We start from the raw sequence: 21,011 nt of genomic DNA, 5'->3' as shown, positions 1-21,011 counted from the left end.
ATTAAGCCTCCTGAGATGAAACGATGAGGAACTCACCACATCCATCTACTGAGACAACGTTGCCCGGATACAGCTTCCGGCCGCGCCGTGCTTCATCTTCACCGTTTACTTTCACCATGTTCTCTGCCAGCATAATTTTGGCGTGGCCGCCTGTTGAAGCGCAATTAGCCAACTTCAGAAACTGCCCTAGCGTAATGAATTCCGTTCGAATTTGGATGTCATTCATGTCGTATCCTCCTTGTGATGCAGATGCACCAACCCTATCTTAATTTGTGGTGCGGTATGGCAAGATGAGATGCAAGCTGCTGACGTGTTCAGTCGGCTTAATGATGATTGGGCTCATTGCCCCTGTAAATCCAATAAAGATGTTTTCACATTCGACAACCTTCAACACATCCAGCATATATTTCGAGTTGAAAGCAATCCGAAGCGGATCCCCTTTGAATTCCTTCACATCCAATTGCTCTGTAACACGGCCTAGCTCAGATGAGCTGGATGAAATTTCAATCGAACCATCTTCCTTCGTCTGCAGACGGACAATGTTCGTTTTATCTTCACGGGACAGCAAATAAGCACGGTCAATTGCATCGATGAGCTTTTTTGTGTCCAAAATAAGTTCTGTTTTGTAGTTTTGCGGAATAATTTTAGAAGTATCTGGATACGTCCCATCCAAAATACGCGAATAGAATAGAACTCGATCGATTTTAAACAACACTTGGTTGTCGGCGACGACAATATCCACCATTGTGTTCTGATCAGGGATGATTTTGCTCAATTCATTCAGCGTCTTACCGGAAATGACAACATTCGTAAAACGAACCGCTGGGTCTGCTTGGATATCAGCCGTACGGCTTGCCAAGCGGTGGCGGTCTGTGGATACGAATTTCAAATTACCTTCGCTCAGATTCCACAATACACCCGTCAAAATTGGCGTCGTTTCGTTGGAAGAAATAGCGAATGCGGTTTGCTTAATCATAGTTCTCAGCAAATCGCCATTGACTGTAATCACTTGGTTTTCTTCGATGCTAGGCAGAACAGGGAATTCTTCTGGATCAAGTCCGACCATTTGGATATCTGTTGTACCGGAACGGAGGAAAGTTTGAAAATGATCCTTCACTTCGATCTCAATATCTTGCGATGGTAGCTTTTTAATAATCTCGACAAAAAACTTAGCCGGCAAAACAACACTGCCCGGACGTTCTACTTGAACAATCGTCTGGCGATCATCCTCAACTGGAATAAAGGTTTGAATAGAAATATCCGTGTCACTAGCAGTAAGGGTAACCCCTTGGAACGTAACGTCAACCTTAATCCCGCTTAAAATAGGAATCGTCGTTCTGCTGGAAATCGCCTTAGATACATTTTGTATCGCTTCGTTTAGTTCATTTTTCAATATCGAAAGTTTCATACGTTCACTCCCTAACGCCAATTTGCGCTCATTCTACTGTTGCTATCTGTTACGAATCTTGTTATATCCGGTTGCTCTGAGTCGAGATATGCCGAATATGTGCTCTTCTTATGATGATCTATATAATCTTTTTTAATAATAGTAGTAATAGTAGGGGCACTGAATATGTGGATAACCCTCTTGAACAGGCATAAAGTAAAGCCTATCCACATGTGTATAGATTGTGTATAGGCTTGTTATGTTGTTCACAGCGTTGGATTTTTAATTTTGTCGATCAGGTTCTGTACAACCTTATAAAGTTCCTGATCTTGCTGCAGATTTTGGGTGATTTTCTCGTGGGCATGGATGACGGTTGTATGATCTCGTCCGCCAAAGGCTTCACCAATTTTCGGCAAGGAATAATCAGTGAGCTCCCGCGATAAATACATGGCAATTTGACGGGGAAAAGCGACGGCTTTCGTTCTCTTGCGTGCCTTGAAATCCTCCATCTTAAGTCCATAGAACTCCCCGACCTTATGCTGAATGTCCTGGATCGTAATCATCTTCGGACGGCTGGACGGGATGAGATCCTTGAGTGCCTCTGCAGCCAAGTGAGTCGTGATATCCTGATTGGTCATCGTGGAAAATGCGACAACGCGCGTAAGCGCACCTTCCAACTCACGAATGTTCGTATTGATTTGGTTGGCGATGTACACCATGGCTTCATTCGGTATATCCAAGTTCTCGGCCTTAGCCTTCTTGCGCAGAATCGCAATTCGCGTCTCGAGATCCGGCGGCTGAATATCCGTAATAAGACCCCATTCGAAGCGAGAACGCAGCCGTTCCTCTAATGTTTCGATCTCCTTAGGAGGGCGATCGCTGGAGAGGACGATGTGCTTGTTCTCGTTATGCAGTGCATTAAATGTATGGAAGAACTCCTCCTGGGTTTGTTCCTTCCCTGCCAAGAACTGAATGTCGTCAATAAGCAAAATGTCAATATTGCGGTATTTGTTGCGGAAGCTTTCTCCGCGGTTATCCCGAATGGCATTAATGAATTCATTCATAAATTTCTCCGACGTCGTATAGACGACGCGGCTTGCGGGATTATGCTCCAAAATATAATGACCGATCGCATGCATGAGATGCGTTTTGCCGAGACCTACTCCCCCGTATAAAAAGAGCGGGTTATAAGCTTTGGCCGGCGCTTCAGCGACGGCGAGCGATGCAGCATGCGCGAAGCGATTGTTCGAGCCAATGACGAATGTATCGAACGTGTATTTTGGGTTAAGCATATTGGAAGCCGGTTCATCATAGACAGCGACTCGAGCCGGTGAAGCCTGTGGCTGCACGACTTCTGCTTCCGCTTGAGCTGCTTCCTCAATAATGAACTTGACGTCCACTTGCTTGCCCGTTTCTTCCATCACTGTTGAGCTGACAAGCTTCGTATACCGGCTCTCAAGCCATTCCACCGAAAATGTATTCGGCGCAGTAATGAGCAGCTGTGAGTCTGTAAACTTTACAGCCTTCGTGGCCTTGAACCAGGTATCAAAGCTAGGTTTGCTTAGCTTCGTCTGGATGACGGACAATATTTCCTGCCAATGTTCATTTGCTTGGCGCTCCACAGATTGTTTCACTCCTTCAAGCCTGCTGCGTCTTCATATGACGCGCTTACCGGCAATTACGCCTGAAAAAAGGACAATTGCCCCGACAAGACGCAAAAAGGCTCCGCAAGGCGCAGAAAGCCCTCTTTATGAGGAAGAAGGTTCACATAGACGAAAAATCAGCTTGAACTAACCTGTCCTCGATAAGAGCGTATTGTCGGGGTCTATGCTTACATGTCGATATGCTTGTGCTCCAGTCGAGAAAATTTCTCGCGTTTTCCACGAAACATCAGACATGTTGCTGTCGAAGTATACCGTTTCTTACAACTATTTATCCACAATATGCAGATCATGTCGAACAAGTTCTAAACAAGTGAGTATAAATTGTTCACAACCTTATCCACAGACTGTTGATAAGTAAATATCCACAATCGCTATTCACAACCGAAAAGCAATATAATCATAGCAGATGAGGCCTTATATTTCAATGATCGGGCTTATTTTATCCACAAATTCAATAACTTGTGCATAAATGTTATCTACACCACTAGATATTGTTCATAACTTGTTTCTTTTCGACATGTCTAGACAAAGGTCCGCTATTTTTTGTACACAGGCAAGGTGGCGGAATTGTCGATATTTTTTAGTTTTGCACATGTGTATAACAAAATGTGTCGAGCATGATCGAAGTTCGAAGTGTGGATAATCATTTCTATACATAATAAGAATGTATTTTTCATTATGATGTGAATTCTGAATCGAAAAGAGATGATAGGAGAAACGGTGAGGATTGACTTTTCCCGCGTATTCTGGTTAAATGTAAAAAGGAATTTTGCGCAGACAGATAAACGTAGCAATGAATGGTTCATCATGACATATCTCGTTCGAGGAGGTGCAATACGTTGAAACCGACATTTAAACCTAACGTGAGCAAACGTAAGAAAGTTCACGGTTTCCGTAAAAGAATGAGCACGAAAAACGGCCGTAAGGTGTTGGCTGCTCGTCGCCTAAAAGGCAGAAAAGTATTGAGCGCATAAGATCGCGTGAATACAAGACCACCTCGGTGGTCTTTTTTTCTTTTTACGCGAAAATCATACGTTTTTCGTCATAAAGGCGTCACATAAAATATAGTAGAAGAAATGTTTATTCCGTTACGCAGGTGCCCATACTTTGATCATACCAATCAAGCATTTTAGAGTAGGGACGAGCGGAGTTCATCCGGAGAGATAGGAGAAAGATCCGATGCAAAAAGAGTATCGGCTGCAGGATCGCGCAGATTTTACCCGTGTTTATCGCAATGGTCGTTCCTTTGCCAATCATCAGCTTGTACTGTATGTTTATGCCCAGCCGAAGGTTGAACGGTTCCGCGTTGGGATATCGGCGAGCAAAAAGATTGGCAATGCGGTTGTGCGCAATCGAATGCGCCGCATGATCAAGGAAATTGTCAGACTTCAGGCAGATCGCATTATGGATCATGTCGATTTGGTGTTCATTGTGCGTAAAGGCGCGACGGAAATGGACTATGACAAGCTTGCCAAGAGCGTCCATCATGTCATGCGAAAAGCTTCTATATATAAATGAATGTAATTTGTCAGCAAGATCGCACGATACACCTGTTGAATCGTTTCCTTTAACAGGGGAAATGTGATATATTTACTGTTGGAATCGGAAGGTTAAGAGAGGGGTTATGCTATTGTCGCTGAACAAGTTGTTCTCGAACCGCAAATGGCTCTTGGTAGCGGTTTCTGTGCTGTTGATCGTTGTATTGTCGGGATGTACGTCCACGACCACTACGCTGAAGACGGAGGATTTGCTGCAGGGTAACTTCTGGGAGCGTAACGTGGTCTATTATTTTTCACTAGCACTTGATACATTCGCAGGCTGGTTCAGCGGGGAGTATGGATTCGCCATCTTGCTGCTAACCGTTATTGTTCGTCTGTGTATCTTGCCGCTTACAGTTAAGCAAATGCGCAGCTCGAAGGAAATGCAGAAGCTGCAACCTCAGCTCGCTGAAATAAAGAAGAAACATAAGGATAATCCGCAAAAGCAGCAGGAAGAAACGATGAAGCTGTTCCAACAGCACAACGTGAATCCGTTGGCGGGATGCTTGCCAATCTTCATTCAAATGCCAGTTTTTATTGCTTTGTATAATTCGATCTACATGAACTCTGCCATTCGTGAGCATACATTCTTGTGGCTCAAACTGGGTGAGGCGGATCCGTTTTATGTATTGCCGGTCGTTGCTGCATTGACGACATTCGTGCAGTCGAAGATGATGGCAAGTCAAAACCCAATGCAAGGCCCTATGCAATTCATGATGCTAATCTTCCCAGTGTTGATCTTCGTCATGTCGATCAACTTCCCAGCGGCACTTCCGTTGTACTGGGTATACAGCAACGTCTTTACTATTGTTCAGAACTATTTCCTTTATCGCGATAAGGATAAGGAGGTTCGTCCGGCGAAATGAATACGCTCGTTGTATCGGGAAAGACGATCGAAGATGCAATAAAGAACGGTTTGGAACGAATGAACGTAACCGAGGATCGCGTATCTGTTCGCGTGCTGGAAAAGCCATCACGCGGGCTGTTTGGACTTATCGGCGTTCGTCCAGCGAAGGTCGAGATGACTCTTCTGCCGGACAAGGATGTCCCGCTCTCTGAACCTACAACACAATCATCGTCATCGAAGCCAGTTCAGACAGCATCTGCTGTGGCCGGCATGCAGGCAGCAGCAGTATCGAAGGATAGAGATCAGGAGATGGATGCTGACTCTACAGACGATATTGATCCGATTGAAGAAGCGAAGCAATTCATTATGGATGTTGCCCGCTCGATGGGGCTTGATGTGGAAATTGGAGTACATAAGAGGAAGGACACGGTAACGCTTGATATTAGCGGCTCGGACTTGGGTCTTATTATTGGGCGCCGCGGTCAAACGCTTGATTCGCTTCAATACTTGGCGAACCTGGTAGCCAATCGTTATTCCAAGCATCATCTCCGTATTATTCTTGATGCAGAGCAGTTCCGCGAACGGCGTAAGAAAACGCTCGAATCGTTGTCTGAGCGGCTCGCGAACAAAGTGATTCGTTCCCGGCAAGAGGTTGTACTGGAGCCGATGACGGCGCAGGATCGCAAGATTATTCATGCGAAGCTGCAGGATCATCCGAAGGTGAAAACTTGCAGTAAAGGCGAGGAGCCTAACCGACGCGTAGTCATTATGATTAAATAGGCATGGCTGCACTTATGAATAACCTCTATTCAGAACGCATAGACAGATAGAAAATGCAATGATTGCGCCTGGTTCAGGGTGCTCTCATTGCATTTTTTCGTTATTTGACTCATTGAACGGGATTTCATGATTAGGCGTTTGACGTAAAATGAGATAATATAAATGTACCCTATATGTGCGGAGGTCATTATTAGGATGAATTACGAACCAATCGCAGCGGTATCTACACCGCTTGGCGAAGGCGGTATAGCGATTATCCGAGTAAGCGGAGAAGGATCTTTCGCTGAAGTGGATCGCATATTCCGTTCAAAAACGAAGCTAACAGAGGCGGACAGCCATACGATACATTATGGACATATTGTTGATCCACAGTCAGGGGAGCGAGTAGAAGAGGTGCTCGTAAGCGTGATGCGAGGCCCTCGTTCATTCACAACGGAGGATGTTGTCGAAATCAATACGCATGGCGGAATTATTTCGGTGCGGAAGGTGATGGATATTCTGCTTCAGCAGGGAATTCGTCTGGCGGAGCCGGGAGAGTTCACAAAGCGTGCATTCCTCAATGGCAGAATTGATTTGTCACAAGCGGAGGCAGTTATTGATCTCATTCGCTCGAAGTCGGATCGCGCCTTCAGCATCGCTATGAAGCAGGCACAAGGTCAACTGTCTACCCGAATTAAGTCGCTCCGTCATACACTCATTGAGACACTTGCTCATATCGAAGTGAATATCGACTATCCAGAGCATGATGTTGAAGAGCTGACGAGCAACTTTATTCAAGATAAATGCGGGCAAGTCATGGAAGAAGTGATGCGGCTATTGAAGACCGCATCTGAGGGGAAAATATTGAGGGAGGGTATTGTCACTGCGATTATTGGGCGACCAAATGTCGGCAAATCATCGCTGCTCAATACGCTTGCCCAAGATAATAAAGCGATTGTCACCGATATTCCGGGAACAACTCGCGATGTGGTCGAGCAATTCGTAACCATTAACGGGATTCCGCTGCGTCTCTTGGATACGGCTGGCATTCGGGAGACGACAGATGTGGTGGAGCGAATTGGGGTAGAGCGTTCACGCAGTGCACTCCAAGAAGCAGACCTCATTCTTTTCGTCGTGAACAACAATGATGAGCTTCATCCAGATGAACGAGAATGGATGGAGCAAATTACGGGTAGACAAGTGATTGTCATTGTGAATAAAATGGATCTGCCTACGGTGTTGGATGATACTCCGTTGAAGGAAGCATTTGGCGAGAACCAAATCGTGCGTATGTCCGCGAAAGAGCAGGAAGGCGTGGACGCGCTGGAGAAGGTGATCTCCGAGTTGTTCTTCAGCGGTGGAATTGAAGCGGGGGATATGACGTATGTCAGCAACGTACGGCATATTGCGCTGCTCAAGAAGACGCTGCGGGCACTAGAAGACGCTGTGGAGGCATCACAGCAGGGAATACCAATTGATATGATTCAAATCGACGTGCGCACCGCTTGGGAGCTGCTCGGCGAAATCATTGGAGACTCTGTAGGCGATTCGCTGATTGACCAGATCTTCTCCCAGTTCTGTCTTGGAAAATAGAGAGTTGTGATTACGGTGAAAGGTCTTGCTGCCGTGAGTGCTGTTTATTTATAGAGAAAGTTGTTAAAGGAGGGAGCCCCATGCCATTTGAGGCGGGACAATATGATGTAATAGTTATCGGAGCGGGCCATGCGGGCTGTGAAGCGGCACTTGCTTCTGCACGGATGGGCTGCAATACGTTGCTGTTGACGATTAACTTAGATATGGTTGCTTTCATGCCGTGCAACCCTTCGATTGGCGGTCCAGCTAAGGGCCATGTTGTACGCGAAATCGATGCATTAGGCGGAGAAATGGGCCGCAATATCGATAAAACCTTCATCCAAATGCGGATGCTCAATACCGGGAAAGGGCCAGCTGTCCACGCGCTGCGTGCTCAGGCCGACAAGGTATTGTATCAGGCAAAAATGAAGGAAACAGTAGAAACAACGCCGAACTTGACGCTGCGTCAAGGCATGGTCGAGGAATTGATCGTGGAAGACGGTAAATGTGTAGGTGCCATCACTAAATCAGGTGCTATTTTCCGCTCGAAAACGGTTGTCTTAACGACAGGTACGTACTTGCGGGGCAAAATCATTATCGGTGAGTTGATGTATGAGAGCGGCCCGAACAACCAACAACCGTCTTTGAAGCTGTCCGAATGCTTGCGCAATCTCGGATTTGATCTCGTTCGCTTCAAGACAGGTACTCCTCCGCGGGTGAATGGAGGGACAATCGACTTTTCCAAAACAGAAATCCAACCTGGAGACGATCATCCGAAGTTCTTCTCTTATGAAACGAAGTCTTCCGATAATGAGCAGCTTCCTTGCTGGCTAACGTATACGTCGGAGAATACGCATCGCATTATCAATGATAACTTGCATCGTGCACCGATGTTCTCTGGTGTCATTGAAGGTACAGGTCCTCGTTATTGCCCGTCCATTGAAGATAAGATCGTTCGCTTTGCGGATAAACCGAAGCATCAAATCTTCCTGGAGCCGGAAGGCAAGGATACAGCTGAGTATTATGTACAAGGACTGTCCACGAGTATGCCTGAAGATGTTCAGTTGCAAATCCTGCGCTCTGTCCCGGGACTCGAGAACGCGGAAATGATGCGAACTGGATATGCGATTGAGTATGATGCAGTCGTGCCGACACAGCTGTGGCCAACGCTGGAGACAAAACAGGTAGATGGCTTATTCACAGCTGGACAAATTAACGGAACATCGGGTTATGAAGAAGCTGCTGCGCAGGGGGTTATGGCCGGCATCAATGCTGCACGAAAGGTGCAGGGCAAGCCTGCTGTCATCCTGAATCGCTCGCAAGCTTACATTGGCGTGTTGATCGATGATCTCGTAACGAAGGGGACGAATGAGCCGTATCGTCTGCTTACGTCCCGCGCGGAATATAGACTGCTGCTTCGCCATGACAATGCGGATATGCGCTTGACGGATATCGGGCATGAGATTGGTCTTATTACCGATGAGCGGTACGCTTCATTCCAGCACAAACTTGACTTGGTCGGTCAAGAGCTGGAGCGCTTGAAGGCAACAAAGGTGAAACCGGATGAAGCCGTGCAGGCAATGCTTGCAGAAGCGGGTTCTGCTCCACTGACGAACGGTTGTGACGCCGTTACCTTGCTGCGACGTCCAGAAATATCTTATGCACATGTGGATAAGTTATTCCCGTCGCCGCTTGAGTTGGATGAAGAAATGAAGGAACAGGTCGAGATTCAGATTAAGTATGCAGGATATATTGAGAAGCAGCTGCTACAAGTAGAGCGTCTGGCGAAGATGGAGAAGAAGCTGATTCCGCAGGATATCGATTATAATGCGGTTCATGGCATTGCGTCGGAAGCGAAGCAGAAGCTAGCGAAGATTCGCCCGTTGTCGATCGGGCAAGCATCGCGTATTTCTGGTGTAACTCCTGCAGATATTTCAATCCTGCTTGTATATTTGGAGCATTACAACCGCGTAACAGCCGAGAAGCACGCTCAGTCGTAATTCGGGTGAGCGGGCTGTGCCAAGTATGCAGGTTGGGGACATTAACTGCAGAAGAGGAGATTTCCAGTGATGGATGCATTGCAAGAACAGTTCCAAGGCTGGCTATCCGGACATGGATGGCCGCCGATTACAGATACACAGTGGAATCAATTAGAGACGTATTATCGGGTGTTAGTGGATTGGAATGAGCGGATGAACTTGACCGGCATCACCGAGCGTGAGCTCGTATACGAGAAGCACTTCTACGATTCACTGACACTAGGCTTCCATGTCAATATGAAGGAAGTCAAGCGTATGGCTGATATCGGTTCAGGGGCAGGCTTCCCAGGGATTCCACTGGCGATTATGTTCCCGCATTTTCAGTTGACGATTGTTGATTCCCTTAATAAGCGAATTGTATTTCTGAATCATCTGGTGCAGGAGCTTGGATTGACGGGGGTTAGCTGTATTCATGGGCGTGCTGAGGAGGTTGCTCGCAAGCCGGAGCACCGCGATCAGTATGATCTTGTGACAGCACGTGCTGTTGCCAGATTGAACGTGCTGAATGAGTTCTGCCTGCCGTTCGTGCGTCCAGGCGGCACATTCGCAGCGATGAAGGGGACAGATCCACAGGAAGAGATTGTGGAGGCGAAGCGAAGCCTACAAGTGCTGCAGGCCACATTTACAGCTGACCATGCATTGAAGCTTCCGGTGGAGCAGTCCGAGCGTCACATTATAGTGATGTCGAAGAAGGGTCCAACGCCGAAGGCGTATCCACGCAAGCCTGGCACGCCGCTGAAGACACCAATTGTGTAGATGATAGATAAGTACAGAGCAAGAAAAAGAGGTCGAATCGTTCGACCTCTTTTTTGTGTCTTGGGTGGTGGAAGTGGAGGGGGATGTTGTGCGATCTTATTGCAATCTGGAATCAAACATCAATTGGATGTGAATACCGAATGGATCTTCGATTATACCGTAGGCTTTGCTGAATATATTGCTCGATAACGGGACAATAATGCGTACCCGTTTATCCGTAATCAAGCTGGCATAAAATCGTTCCACTTCCTCTAAATCAGCGCTCTGAATGCACAGTGACGTGTTATTGCCAACAGTATAGGCTTCCCCAGGGTTCATTGTATCTTCTGCAATCATTATTTTCGTTCTGCCAATCGATAAGACAGAGTGAGTAATCTGATTCTTGTTGTCCTCCGTAAGCGTTATGGAGCTGTCACGCTTCGCCATGTCTTGATAGGTCACAACCAGAAATTCCTTCGCGTTCAAATGTTGTTTGTAAAAATGAATGGCTTCCCGTGCTTGTCCGTTCATGGACAGGAAAATAGCGACTTCCAGTGTTGCGCTCATCGTATCAGTCTCCTTGTGGATCATCATGGTTGGCAGATATCTTTTAGCATTTGATATTTGGCCTTGGTTTTATCATAATTGCTAAAGGTATCAAATCATGACACCTTTAATAAGGAGATTCGCATGAATAAATCAGAACGATTACAAGACATGCTCAGATACTTAAATAGTCGAGAGTTCTTTAATTTACAAGACCTCATGGATAAGTACCAGATTTCAAAAAGTACAGCTTTGCGTGATATTCGCTCGTTAGAACAATTAGGCATGCCTATCTATTCGGAATATGGACGTCATGGGCGATATGGTATTTTGCAGAATCGATTGCTATCACCGGTTATCTTTACGCTTGATGAAGTTTACGCTCTGTATTTCGCCATGCTGACGCTGCAATCTTATCAATCTACTCCATTTCATATGCATGTCAATCAGCTGCAAGAGAAGTTTGAAAAGTGCCTTTCGCAAGAACAAATCAAGAAGATTCGTAGCATGAAAAAGGTTCTGCAATTGGAAAGCAATCAGCATCATCATGTAAGTTTTTATTTGGAACAAATCTTGAAGAGCATTCTTCATGAAAACATCTGCACCATTCAATATGCACGGAATAAGGGCAGCAAGAGTTATCGGGTTCAATTTTTCAAAATTTCTGCTAAGTTCGGTCAATGGTACGCAACAGGGATAGAGGTAAATACAAATCAACAACGAGTGTTCCGATGCGATAAAGTTACCTCCATGCAGGTGGAGGCAGAAGAATCCCGCTTTTCACTTGATGAACTAGTTAGCCGCTCTTTAGAACTATACCAGTCGGTGTGCCATATTCGATTTGAGGTAGAAATTGAAGAACAGGCCAAGGACATCTTCTATAAAGAATCTTATCCTTCTATGAAACTAGATATCGGTGAACAGACCGTCATTACAGGATTCTACAATCCAGGAGAAGAATCATTTATCGCCGAATATTTCATGAGGTATGGCAGTCATGTGGTAGCAGTAAAGCCTGAATCATTACGAACAATGATTCAATCGAAGGTAGAGCAGCTCTTACAGCATTATCAAACCTCAATTACTTGAGTTGGAGAAGGCTATGAATCTATCAGCGGAGCAAGCAGGACTGATTGAGAAAAATTGGGGCAGCTAGATTACAGTGGCGTAAATCTTTCCCTCTCTATCCTATGTTACGATTTAAGAGACATCATGAAGAGCTTAGAGAGAAGGAAATATTGAATGAACATAGATTGCTGGTACAAACCGATATGGAAGGCCTCATGCGCTTTGATTGTTGCTGCTGGGGTATTGGCTGCTCCTCTTGGAGTGGGGACGGCTTCTGCTCAAGCACCGCTACTGCCTGTAGGTGGGCCAATGCTCGATCCATCTCATACAGCAGCGAAGACAGATGATCCATACACAGGAAAAGGGATTAAAGTCGCCGTCATCGATTCTGGTGCAGATATGGAGCATCCCTTGCTGAAGGATCGAATTGTGAAGGCACATGACTTTGTGGAAGGTGATGAGTATCCACAAGATGAGAAGGGACATGGCACGCATGTTGCTGGTATTGTGGCACAGCAAGCGCCTGGCGCCTCGCTGCTCATTTACCGTGCGGTCGCCCCTGAAGGTCATGAATTCACGTCTACGATTGCAAAGGCAATGCAGCGTGCGATTGAAGATGGAGCGAGAGTCATTAATTTATCCCTGCATTCAGATATCGATGCTCCAGATGAACCACTGTCCCAGGCAATTGCGGATGCAGCAAGCAAAGGGGTGGTTGTGGTCAACTCCAGCGGCAACGCAGGGGAGAAGCTATGGAGTATTACAGCGCCAGGACTGGTGGAGGATGTCATCACCGTTGGGGCATCTACTTTACCTACTTATGAACCAATGCTCTCGAAGAACGATCGCAGCATACGCCTAATTTCAGATAGAAATACACCTGCTTTTCCGAAGCAGGGCTCCGCTGATGTTGTCTTCGTTAGTGGGGACAGTCCTAGAGTAATTACACAGAAGCAGCACCAAGGGAAATGGATCGTAGTGAGGACTCCCAGTTCCTCGGTAACATCTTATTATGAAGCGGCATGCCGAGCGAAGGCTAGCGGTATTCTGTTCTATCAAGATGAGAAGGTAGAGTGGGAACCGGAGATTAATATTCATAATGAGCAAGATCATCGACTTATTCCCGCGGCTACGATTTCTCCACAAGGAGCGACGATGTTGAAGCAAGGCAAGTCGGCAGTCTGGCAGTGGGGAGAAGAGCAGAGAAGCCGAATGTCATCGATGAGTTCTCGCGGTCCCGCTGTAGGCACTTGGCTTATGAAGCCGGATCTTGTAGCTCCGGGGATTGATGTACGCAGCTCGATGCCGCGTGATCTATATGAGCAGGGTTATGGGAATATGAGCGGATCGAGCATGGCCGTCCCTTATGTATCGGCCGCAGCCGCGATCATTCTAGAGGCACATCCGGAGTGGACGCCTGCAATGGTGAAGTCGGCGCTGATGACTTCAGCGGATAAGCTTACGGATAACAATGGATCGGAATATCCGTATCACGCACAGGGATCAGGACTCGTAAATATAGATAAAGCGCTGGATGCACATACCTTCCTACAGCCCACGGCGTTAACGTATGGAGTAGTTGGATCAGAGTCTTGCGGTACAAAGAAGGAGCAGACGTTCCAAGTGACGAATCGCACCGCGCAGGAAATGACCTATCAGGTTACATTGTCATCCGAAGCAATGAAATGGGACATCTCCTATCCTGCTTCCATTACTTTGCAGCCTGGCGAGACAGTCCGTGTTCCTGTTGTATGGGATCTAACCACTCTTAAGGAGACGGGAGTCCTTACTGGGAGCCTCCAGCTTACGAACGGAACAGAATTGCTACGAATCCCTTTCCAATTGATACATGGTTCCGGTCATTATCCGCTGCTGACGGGATGGTTTGCAGACGATCAACTGCTCACGCCGAACGGGGACAAACATAAGTCAATCCGATTCCATTATTATTTGCCAGGCGACGCCGATCGGATGATTATTACAGCGAGTCGTATTGACTTAGGGAAGAAGGCTGAAGGTGAATATTTATTGTTCAATAAGCCGAATCCTATCAATGGATTGCATACGTACGAATGGAATGGTACAGATGTGACGGGCCGTAAACTGCCAGATGGGTTGTATAACTTGAAGAGTAAAGCGTTCGCGGATGGACGTTCGGAAATGAAGGACGATCAAATTATCTATATCGATCGTGAAGCCCCTAGGGCAACCTTTATGAAGGCAAAGGCGGAACGTGGAGTTGTGCAAGGGACGGTTCAAGACATGATGCTAACCCTTGATTATGCGGTACGGCCTATGTTTCGTATTGCCTCGGGAAATAAGCAGCCGGCTCTGATTGATGTGAAGTGGAGTACTTCGAACACAGGAGATTGGAAGAGTGTGAGATTCAATGAAGACAAGAGGATGTTCCACGTGTCTCTTGTAGGGTCAGGGCTTAAAAAGGGCAAGCACAATATATTTATCCGGATGGAAGATGCCGCTGGCAACGTACAAATTCAAAAAACACAAGTAAACATATAGCAGCTTGGAGCGGGGGGCATCCTCCGCTTTATTCTATTTACATGGAATAATTTTCATATTTATAGAGGTGGTAAGAGTTCATAGAATGTTAAGGAGGCAACCTAATCTTTTGCAATTATTTATGATAGGATAAAGAAGCTAACGTGATAGAATGTGGGGAAATGTTTCACGTGAAACATGTTCATGATAGATAAGGTGTTATCAAGAAAGTGATTAGAATAGAAGTGTAACGACGGCAAAAGATATCATTCGAAGTTTTTCTTTTATCGTGTACAAGAAAAGGCAGGAAAAAGGCACAAGCTTGGAGAATACATAAAGGCAGAGCGTATAATTTTGTCGAAGGAAAGAAATGGTTCAAGTCAGATGTCCTACTCTTCATTATCGCGAAGGACGTAAAGGGAATGGAAAATTGCGAGGAGTAGCGGGAATCGCAGTCCAATTGCCTCCTTGAGCGACGTAGGGCAGAAGATTAAGAATGGAGCAGAGCACTGCCGCTTCTTCATGTGCCTGGCATTATTTTGAAGTTAGGTGGTATTATACGGAAATGAAAGAACAACTGTCTCGGTTATTCGGTTTTGCGGAGCGTCAATCGCTGGATGAAGTGAAACAGCTTCCGGTGAATGAGATTGTCAGCAGTCCCTATCAGCCTCGAACTATATTCGATGATGAGCGTATTGATGAACTGTGTCAGACGATCAAAACGCACGGCGTTATTCAGCCGATCGTTGTCCGCCAGCGAAACGGGCAATTTGAAATCATTGCCGGAGAGCGCCGTTGGCGTGCTGTCAAGAAGTTGGGCTTGGATACGATCCCGGGCATAGTAAGAGAAATTAATGACGCTCAGGCGGCATCCATTGCCTTGATCGAGAATTTGCAGCGTGAAGGGCTTACAGCGATTGAAGAAGCATATGCTTATCAGAAGCTCATCGATTTGCACAATTTGACGCAAGAAAGCTTGGCGCAACGGCTTGGCAAGAGCCAGTCTACAATAGCCAATAAAATTCGCTTGCTGAATCTACCGGATGTAGTGAAGCAGGCCTTAATGGAACGCAAGATTACAGAGCGACATGCAAGAGCATTGCTTGGTCTCGATTCAGAGAGTTTGCAGCTCAAACTGCTTGAGGAGATTATCGGAAAAGAATTGAATGTTAAGCAGACAGAGGCACGAGTCGCGTTTTATAAAGAGGTTCACAAGGCGAAGAAATCGAAGCGTATCTCATATACAAAGGATGTACGTCTTGCGCTGAATACGATTCGACAGTCAATCGATCTTGTGACTGGATCAGGCTTAAAAATTAAAACGGATGAACATGATCATGATGATCATTATGAGATTGTCATCAAAATACCGAAAAGGTAGTTTATTATAAACGTGTGTTGTTTAAAGAGGTCGACAGATATTTCTTATAAGGGTGCAGCAGCCTTATTCAATAAGAAGAGGGATTTATGGCTATAGCTAGGGGATTGATGAAAGTAAAAATCCTACTGGCAGGGGGGACGTAAAGCTAGCTGCTCCGCATATACATTTGCACTTACATCCTGACCTTTTTAGTAACCTATATATCAGATTCACCTAATTATCGGTTGATACCAGCCTAATCGTTGTATGTTTCCTATCGTACGGCGATATTGTTGTCATGCGTAGTGCTCAAATATGTGCAGCGGCAGGCAAGAGGCCGCTCTTTTCTGTTTTTGTGGTCGTTAGCGGTTATCGTTACAGCTAGAAACGCAAAAGAAACAACATTGAGGTGAAGAGGAATGGCTAAGGTTATTGCCATTACCAACCAGAAGGGCGGCGTCGGCAAGACAACGACGACGGTAAATTTGGGTGCAGGTTTGGCGTTATTAGGGAAGCGGGTGCTGCTTGTCGATATTGATCCACAAGGCAACACCACGAGTGGTATCGGGATTAACAAAGCAGATGTAACGAATTGCATTTATGACGTGATTATTAATGATGTTCATCCGAAGGACGCAACGATTCCGACTATGGTCGAAGGTCTGCACATTATTCCGGCAACGATACAATTGGCGGGTGCTGAGATTGAATTGGTTCCGACGATATCACGTGAAGTACGATTGAAGAAATCGCTTCAGCTTGTAGCACATTTGTACGATTACATATTAATTGATTGCCCACCTTCACTTGGGATATTGACGATCAATTCCTTAACAGCATCCCATTCGGTCATTATACCGATTCAATGTGAGTACTATGCGTTAGAGGGACTCAGCCAATTGTTGAATACGGTCAGACTTGTTCAGAAGCATTTGAATACCTCTCTGCAAATTGAGGGTGTTCTTCTTACGATGCTTGATGCACGTACGAACTTGGGTATACAAGTCATTGATGAAGTTAAGAAGTATTTTCAACAGAAGGTGTATACAACGATTATTCCCCGTAACATACGCCTTAGTGAGGCACCGTCACATGGTCAGTCGATCATGACCTACGATCCGAAATCTAAGGGTGCGGAAGTATATTTGGAACTTGCGAAGGAAGTGATTTCGTATGAGTAAGCGATTAGGACGTGGATTAGACGCGCTCATTCCGTCACTATCCGTCAATGATGACGATAAGGTAGTAGAGGTATCTCTACAACAGCTGCGTCCCAATCCATATCAGCCGCGAAAACATTTTGATGAGCAGTCTATTCAGGAGCTTGCAGAATCAATTAAGCAGCATGGTGTCATTCAGCCCATTATTGTGCGGAGTGTTTTAAAGGGATATGAGATTATTGCTGGAGAACGCCGCTACCGAGCCTCTCAGCAGCTTGGTTTGCAGCATATTCCAGCAGTTGTTCGCAACTTCTCCGATCAACAAGTCATGGAAATTGCCCTGATTGAAAATTTACAACGTGAAAATTTAAACGCCATTGAATTGGCCGTTGCTTATCAAGCTTTAATGGATCAGTTCACGTTAACGCAAGAAGAACTATCTGTTAAAGTAGGTAAGTCGCGCTCACATATCGCTAACTTTCTGCGTCTGTTGCAGCTCCCAGAAGAAGTAAAGGAATGTGTTTCACGTGGAACACTATCAATGGGACATGCGCGTGCCATTGTAGGGGTAAAGGACGAAGCAAAGGTGAAACAGTTGGCTAAATCTTCCATTGAACAAGGGTGGAGCGTTCGTCAGTTGGAGGAAGCAATCCAGCAGATGAACAAAAAAGGGAAGTCAATTGATAAAACGAAGCTTGTCCGCAAAGATCCTTACTTAGATGAATTGGAAGAAAGTTTGCGTGAACGATTCCGTACGACAGTTAAAATTAAACAGAGCAAAGATAAAGGGAAAATTGAGATATCGTACTTTAACAAGCAGGATCTGGAGCGATTATTAGAATTGCTTCAATCGTTGTCGGCTCAATAAAGCCTTAGTTGGGATTCTTGTACATGAACTGGCATTCTTGGTTGTTATCCGAAGCAAGAGGGGATTACACTAAGCATGCCAGTTTTGTGTTGGGACAGAACAAACAGCCAGAAGGACAAGGCAACGATAAACAGCTTGTTATTTACAAAATATTGAAACAAAAGGTTACAACTTTGTTGTCTCTTCATTCGGTTAGATCGTGTTATAACTAAATGTAGAGATCCGTTAAAAGGGCATATTTCCGAATATCATCAATGACCATAAACAGGTTCAGCTTCATCGCAGCCTTTGGAAGTTGATATAGGGTAGAAAAACGCAGATTTTTCAAGTTGAATGGTGGGGAAAAAGTATTGTATGAGTCCGATGAAAAAATTTATACTAAGGATGGACGAAATACATACAGAAAATATGACTCATCATTCGGCCAGCTCGCATCATAGCTGCCCATTATAGATAATAAATATTGATAGACAGCAAGCGAACTAATGGGGAAACGCAAGGATGAGGAAGTCCGTGCATTTGAGGTACGGGACACGTTATAGGCAGGAGAGAACAAAGACTTATGATGAATGAATTGCAGAATGATTGGTTGCCGCTCATTGCCGCTGGCATCGGCATATTGTTATTGTTGTTACTTATTATTGTTCTTCTCCAAGGGTCACAGCTCCGTAAGCTTCGCCGCAAATATGAGGCGATTATGGGGGAAAGTGGTATTGAAAATTTGGATGTTGTATTGTCCAGCATGCATGAGGATATTGCACATCTGCAAGGGAAGACGGAACAGCATCATGCTGACATGGAGCAAACGAAAAAAGCTCTGAAAAAGATGAAATCCCACGTCGGCATACAGCGTTACAATGCATTTGCAGAGCGCGGGAGTGATTTAAGCTTCTCGATTGCATGGTTAAATGAGGAGCAGGATGGGGTTGTCATTACAGGCATCCACGGACGGGATCACTCTTATGTATATGCGAAGCCCATAGAGAATGGACAGTCTTCCTATTCCTTGTCCCCGGAAGAGAAGCAAGCAATGGAGCTTGCAGAGGCAAAGAAGGGCTCCTAATCCGTGTACTTATCGATGGGCTAAGGAAGTGAGTGACTGTTCGATTGTATCCGCGATCACCTCGGCCATACCCATGACCAAATGAAGCCTAGTATTTTGCAATACGAAATATTCCATGAAGCCTCCGACGTTGACAATGCCTGTAATGTGCATATCTCCGATCGGGGGCAATTGTTTATTTACCCCAGCCCCAGGACGGACCGGCCCTTCAACGACTTGAACGGAACCCACACTGCTGCTCTGGCCAAGACAAGCGTCAACTGCAATAATGAAGGTATGAGGATCGCTCGCTTGCAGTGAATCTATCGTCTCTTGCAAATTCATGGCATGAACAGGCTGCTGTAGTGTCCCGAGAACTTGAAAGTGACGGGAAGTGGACTTCGACAGCCGTGTCCCGACGAGAGGGCCGAGACAGTCGCCCGTTGAACGATCGGTTCCAATGCAGATAACCGTTGTCGACTGGTGAGAAGCTCGCATTTGCAAATGGTGTTGGCAGGAATGAATTAGGGAAGATAGTGCGTTAGGTGCATCATAAACCACTTTACATGGATGGCATTCATGGGTTGACGGGCGTTTGAACAAAGAAAATGTCATCACAAGCAGCCTCCGTTTTCTACTAAAGGTACTATCTAGTATATGGAAGCAAGAAAACTTTTATACTTCGACGAGAATAAGTTCCTATTTTATAATAAAGTGTCCTAACATTGATAACGCTAGATAGTAATAGAGGGGGAATGAAGATGTTATGGGCCGCAGCGGCAGATAAGCCAGAAGAAGTAACCGACAATATTGAACAGACGCTGTCGGTATTCGAGAAATGGCAGCAAGGGATATGGAACTGGGTAACCGATATGGCAACTTGGGAAATGCTCTTAGTAAAAACCATTAAAATTGTACTGATTATATTAGTAACCAGAATCGTGATTCGCATTGTTCATCGAATGATTAATCATACGATTGCCAAGCAGGAGAAATCCCGCCTGAACGGACAACCGAGGCGGCTTGTTACGGTAGGAAAGCTGCTTAAAAATATGACCTCGCTTGCAATGAATTTTATTATGATCCTTGTAGTTTTATCGGAGTTCAATGTGAATTTGGCACCGCTGTTAGCGGGGGCAGGGGTCGTCGGCTTGGCCATTGGTTTTGGTGCTCAAAGCTTGGTGAAGGATGTTATGACCGGATTTTTCATAATATTGGAGGATCATTTCGCGGTAGGCGATGTCATTAAGGTTGGATCCTTCCAAGGTACGGTAGAGATGATTGGTTTGCGGTCGACTCGGATCCATAGCTGGACTGGAGAGGTTCACGTCATTCCAAACGGTAGCATTACCGAGGTAACCAATTATTCACTAAACAACTCGATTGCTGTTGTGGATGTATCAATTGCTTATGAGGAGAATGTAGAGAAGGCTATTCAAGTCATGAATAAAGCGCTTGAAGCATTGCCAGAGCACAATGAGAATGTAGTCAAGACGCCGCAAGTTTTGGGCGTTCAAACGCTTGGGCCTTCAGAAGTGACGATTCGGGTTATTGCCGAATGCCGCCCATTTACCCAAGCAGGTGTTGTTCGTATGATTAATGCAGATATGAAGCGGGCTCTAGAGCGAGAGGGAATTGAGATTCCATACCCACGCCTCGTTACGTATCAACGAGCAGAACAAGGAGGGAATATGTAATGGAACGTAAAGTCTTCGCACTGGGTGATATCGTTCAAATGAAAAAGCCTCATCCTTGTGGTACAAATGAGATGGAGATCATTCGAATGGGTATGGATATCCGCATTAAGTGCGTTGGATGTAAGCATAGTGTGCTCGTCCCACGCGCGAAGTTCGAGAAGAGCATGAAGAAGGTGCTTCGTTCTGCTCAACCTGATTCCGAGTAAGATAATTTTGTAAAAAATATGTTG

At 45.6% G+C, this 21,011-nt stretch carries 20 protein-coding genes; 15 read left to right on the top strand and 5 right to left on the bottom strand.

The genetic code is table 11. The features are described from left to right. Position 1 precedes the first annotated feature (1 nt). From yaaA to dnaA, 3 genes are all read right to left on the bottom strand, one after another. Positions 2-226, bottom strand: a complete 225-nt coding sequence (gene yaaA, locus RQP50_RS21285; RefSeq protein WP_021257558.1) for a S4 domain-containing protein YaaA — start codon at positions 224-226, stop codon at positions 2-4. Positions 227-265: 39 nt separating this feature from the next. After that, the gene (gene dnaN, locus RQP50_RS21280; RefSeq protein ID WP_072730911.1) at positions 266-1,408 is read right to left on the bottom strand and encodes a DNA polymerase III subunit beta; all 1,143 of its coding nucleotides are present in this window, start codon (positions 1,406-1,408) and stop codon (positions 266-268) included. Positions 1,409-1,653: 245 nt separating this feature from the next. Further along, complete coding sequence (gene dnaA / locus RQP50_RS21275) at positions 1,654-3,009, bottom strand: chromosomal replication initiator protein DnaA (protein WP_021257556.1); 1,356 nt, start codon at positions 3,007-3,009, stop codon at positions 1,654-1,656. A gap of 881 nt (positions 3,010-3,890) precedes the next feature. Between dnaA and rpmH the strand changes: the two genes are divergently transcribed. The 7 genes from rpmH (at position 3,891) to rsmG (ending at position 10,562) form a co-directional block, all read left to right on the top strand. Then, on the top strand, positions 3,891-4,025 hold the full coding sequence (rpmH, locus tag RQP50_RS21270) for a 50S ribosomal protein L34 (protein WP_009223341.1): 135 nt from the start codon (positions 3,891-3,893) through the stop codon (positions 4,023-4,025). 205 nt (positions 4,026-4,230) lie between these two features. Continuing rightward, positions 4,231-4,569 (top strand): ribonuclease P protein component, encoded by a 339-nt coding sequence (gene rnpA / locus RQP50_RS21265; protein WP_021257555.1) that lies wholly within the window; start codon positions 4,231-4,233, stop codon positions 4,567-4,569. 106 nt (positions 4,570-4,675) lie between these two features. Beyond that, positions 4,676-5,455, top strand: a complete 780-nt coding sequence (locus tag RQP50_RS21260; protein WP_021257554.1) for a YidC/Oxa1 family membrane protein insertase — start codon at positions 4,676-4,678, stop codon at positions 5,453-5,455. Beyond that, complete coding sequence (gene jag / locus RQP50_RS21255; RefSeq protein WP_072730912.1) at positions 5,452-6,216, top strand: RNA-binding cell elongation regulator Jag/EloR; 765 nt, start codon at positions 5,452-5,454, stop codon at positions 6,214-6,216. Before RQP50_RS21260 ends, jag begins: the two co-directional genes overlap by 4 nt. Before the next feature lie 195 nt (positions 6,217-6,411). After that, on the top strand, positions 6,412-7,788 hold the full coding sequence (mnmE, locus tag RQP50_RS21250) for a tRNA uridine-5-carboxymethylaminomethyl(34) synthesis GTPase MnmE (RefSeq protein ID WP_315746666.1): 1,377 nt from the start codon (positions 6,412-6,414) through the stop codon (positions 7,786-7,788). An 80-nt stretch (positions 7,789-7,868) separates the two neighbouring features. Beyond that, complete coding sequence (gene mnmG, locus RQP50_RS21245; protein WP_072730914.1) at positions 7,869-9,767, top strand: tRNA uridine-5-carboxymethylaminomethyl(34) synthesis enzyme MnmG; 1,899 nt, start codon at positions 7,869-7,871, stop codon at positions 9,765-9,767. A 69-nt stretch (positions 9,768-9,836) separates the two neighbouring features. Next, complete coding sequence (gene rsmG, locus RQP50_RS21240) at positions 9,837-10,562, top strand: 16S rRNA (guanine(527)-N(7))-methyltransferase RsmG (RefSeq protein ID WP_021257550.1); 726 nt, start codon at positions 9,837-9,839, stop codon at positions 10,560-10,562. A 96-nt stretch (positions 10,563-10,658) separates the two neighbouring features. Here the strand turns inward: rsmG and RQP50_RS21235 are convergent, their stop codons facing one another. Further along, a complete protein-coding gene (locus tag RQP50_RS21235; protein ID WP_315746665.1) occupies positions 10,659-11,108 on the bottom strand; it encodes a VOC family protein in 450 nt (149 codons plus the stop codon). A 123-nt stretch (positions 11,109-11,231) separates the two neighbouring features. On the opposite strand from RQP50_RS21235, the gene RQP50_RS21230 reads away from it, so the two are divergent. The 6 genes from RQP50_RS21230 to RQP50_RS21205 all read left to right on the top strand — a co-directional run bounded on the left by RQP50_RS21230 (position 11,232) and on the right by RQP50_RS21205 (position 19,105). Further along, on the top strand, positions 11,232-12,176 hold the full coding sequence (locus tag RQP50_RS21230; protein ID WP_315746664.1) for a helix-turn-helix transcriptional regulator: 945 nt from the start codon (positions 11,232-11,234) through the stop codon (positions 12,174-12,176). 153 nt (positions 12,177-12,329) lie between these two features. After that, positions 12,330-14,675 carry a S8 family serine peptidase gene (locus RQP50_RS21225; protein ID WP_315746663.1) on the top strand — a complete coding sequence of 782 codons (2,346 nt, stop codon included), beginning with the start codon at positions 12,330-12,332 and terminating at the stop codon, positions 14,673-14,675. 544 nt (positions 14,676-15,219) lie between these two features. Further along, entirely contained in the window at positions 15,220-16,035 is an 816-nt protein-coding gene (noc, locus tag RQP50_RS21220) for a nucleoid occlusion protein (protein ID WP_072730919.1), read from the top strand. Between the two features lie 398 nt (positions 16,036-16,433). Further along, a complete protein-coding gene (locus RQP50_RS21215; RefSeq protein ID WP_005545445.1) occupies positions 16,434-17,195 on the top strand; it encodes a ParA family protein in 762 nt (253 codons plus the stop codon). After that, positions 17,188-18,042 (top strand): ParB/RepB/Spo0J family partition protein, encoded by an 855-nt coding sequence (locus RQP50_RS21210; RefSeq protein ID WP_072730920.1) that lies wholly within the window; start codon positions 17,188-17,190, stop codon positions 18,040-18,042. Before RQP50_RS21215 ends, RQP50_RS21210 begins: the two co-directional genes overlap by 8 nt. A gap of 562 nt (positions 18,043-18,604) precedes the next feature. After that, entirely contained in the window at positions 18,605-19,105 is a 501-nt protein-coding gene (locus tag RQP50_RS21205) for a DUF4446 family protein (RefSeq protein ID WP_021258404.1), read from the top strand. 9 nt (positions 19,106-19,114) lie between these two features. On the opposite strand, the gene yyaC is transcribed toward RQP50_RS21205, so the two are convergent. After that, on the bottom strand, positions 19,115-19,699 hold the full coding sequence (gene yyaC, locus RQP50_RS21200; protein ID WP_028533229.1) for a spore protease YyaC: 585 nt from the start codon (positions 19,697-19,699) through the stop codon (positions 19,115-19,117). A 146-nt stretch (positions 19,700-19,845) separates the two neighbouring features. Here yyaC and RQP50_RS21195 point away from each other — a divergent pair, with 146 nt between their 5' ends. Continuing rightward, a complete protein-coding gene (locus RQP50_RS21195; protein WP_028533230.1) occupies positions 19,846-20,781 on the top strand; it encodes a mechanosensitive ion channel family protein in 936 nt (311 codons plus the stop codon). Next, the gene (locus RQP50_RS21190) at positions 20,781-20,987 is read left to right on the top strand and encodes a DUF951 domain-containing protein (RefSeq protein ID WP_005545435.1); all 207 of its coding nucleotides are present in this window, start codon (positions 20,781-20,783) and stop codon (positions 20,985-20,987) included. Before RQP50_RS21195 ends, RQP50_RS21190 begins: the two co-directional genes overlap by 1 nt. Positions 20,988-21,011: the final 24 nt, after the last annotated feature.

The organism is Paenibacillus suaedae (assembly GCF_032337355.1).
GTDB classification, from domain to species: domain Bacteria; phylum Bacillota; class Bacilli; order Paenibacillales; family Paenibacillaceae; genus Paenibacillus_B; species Paenibacillus_B suaedae.
This window is presented reverse-complemented; position numbering and strand designations above follow the sequence as displayed.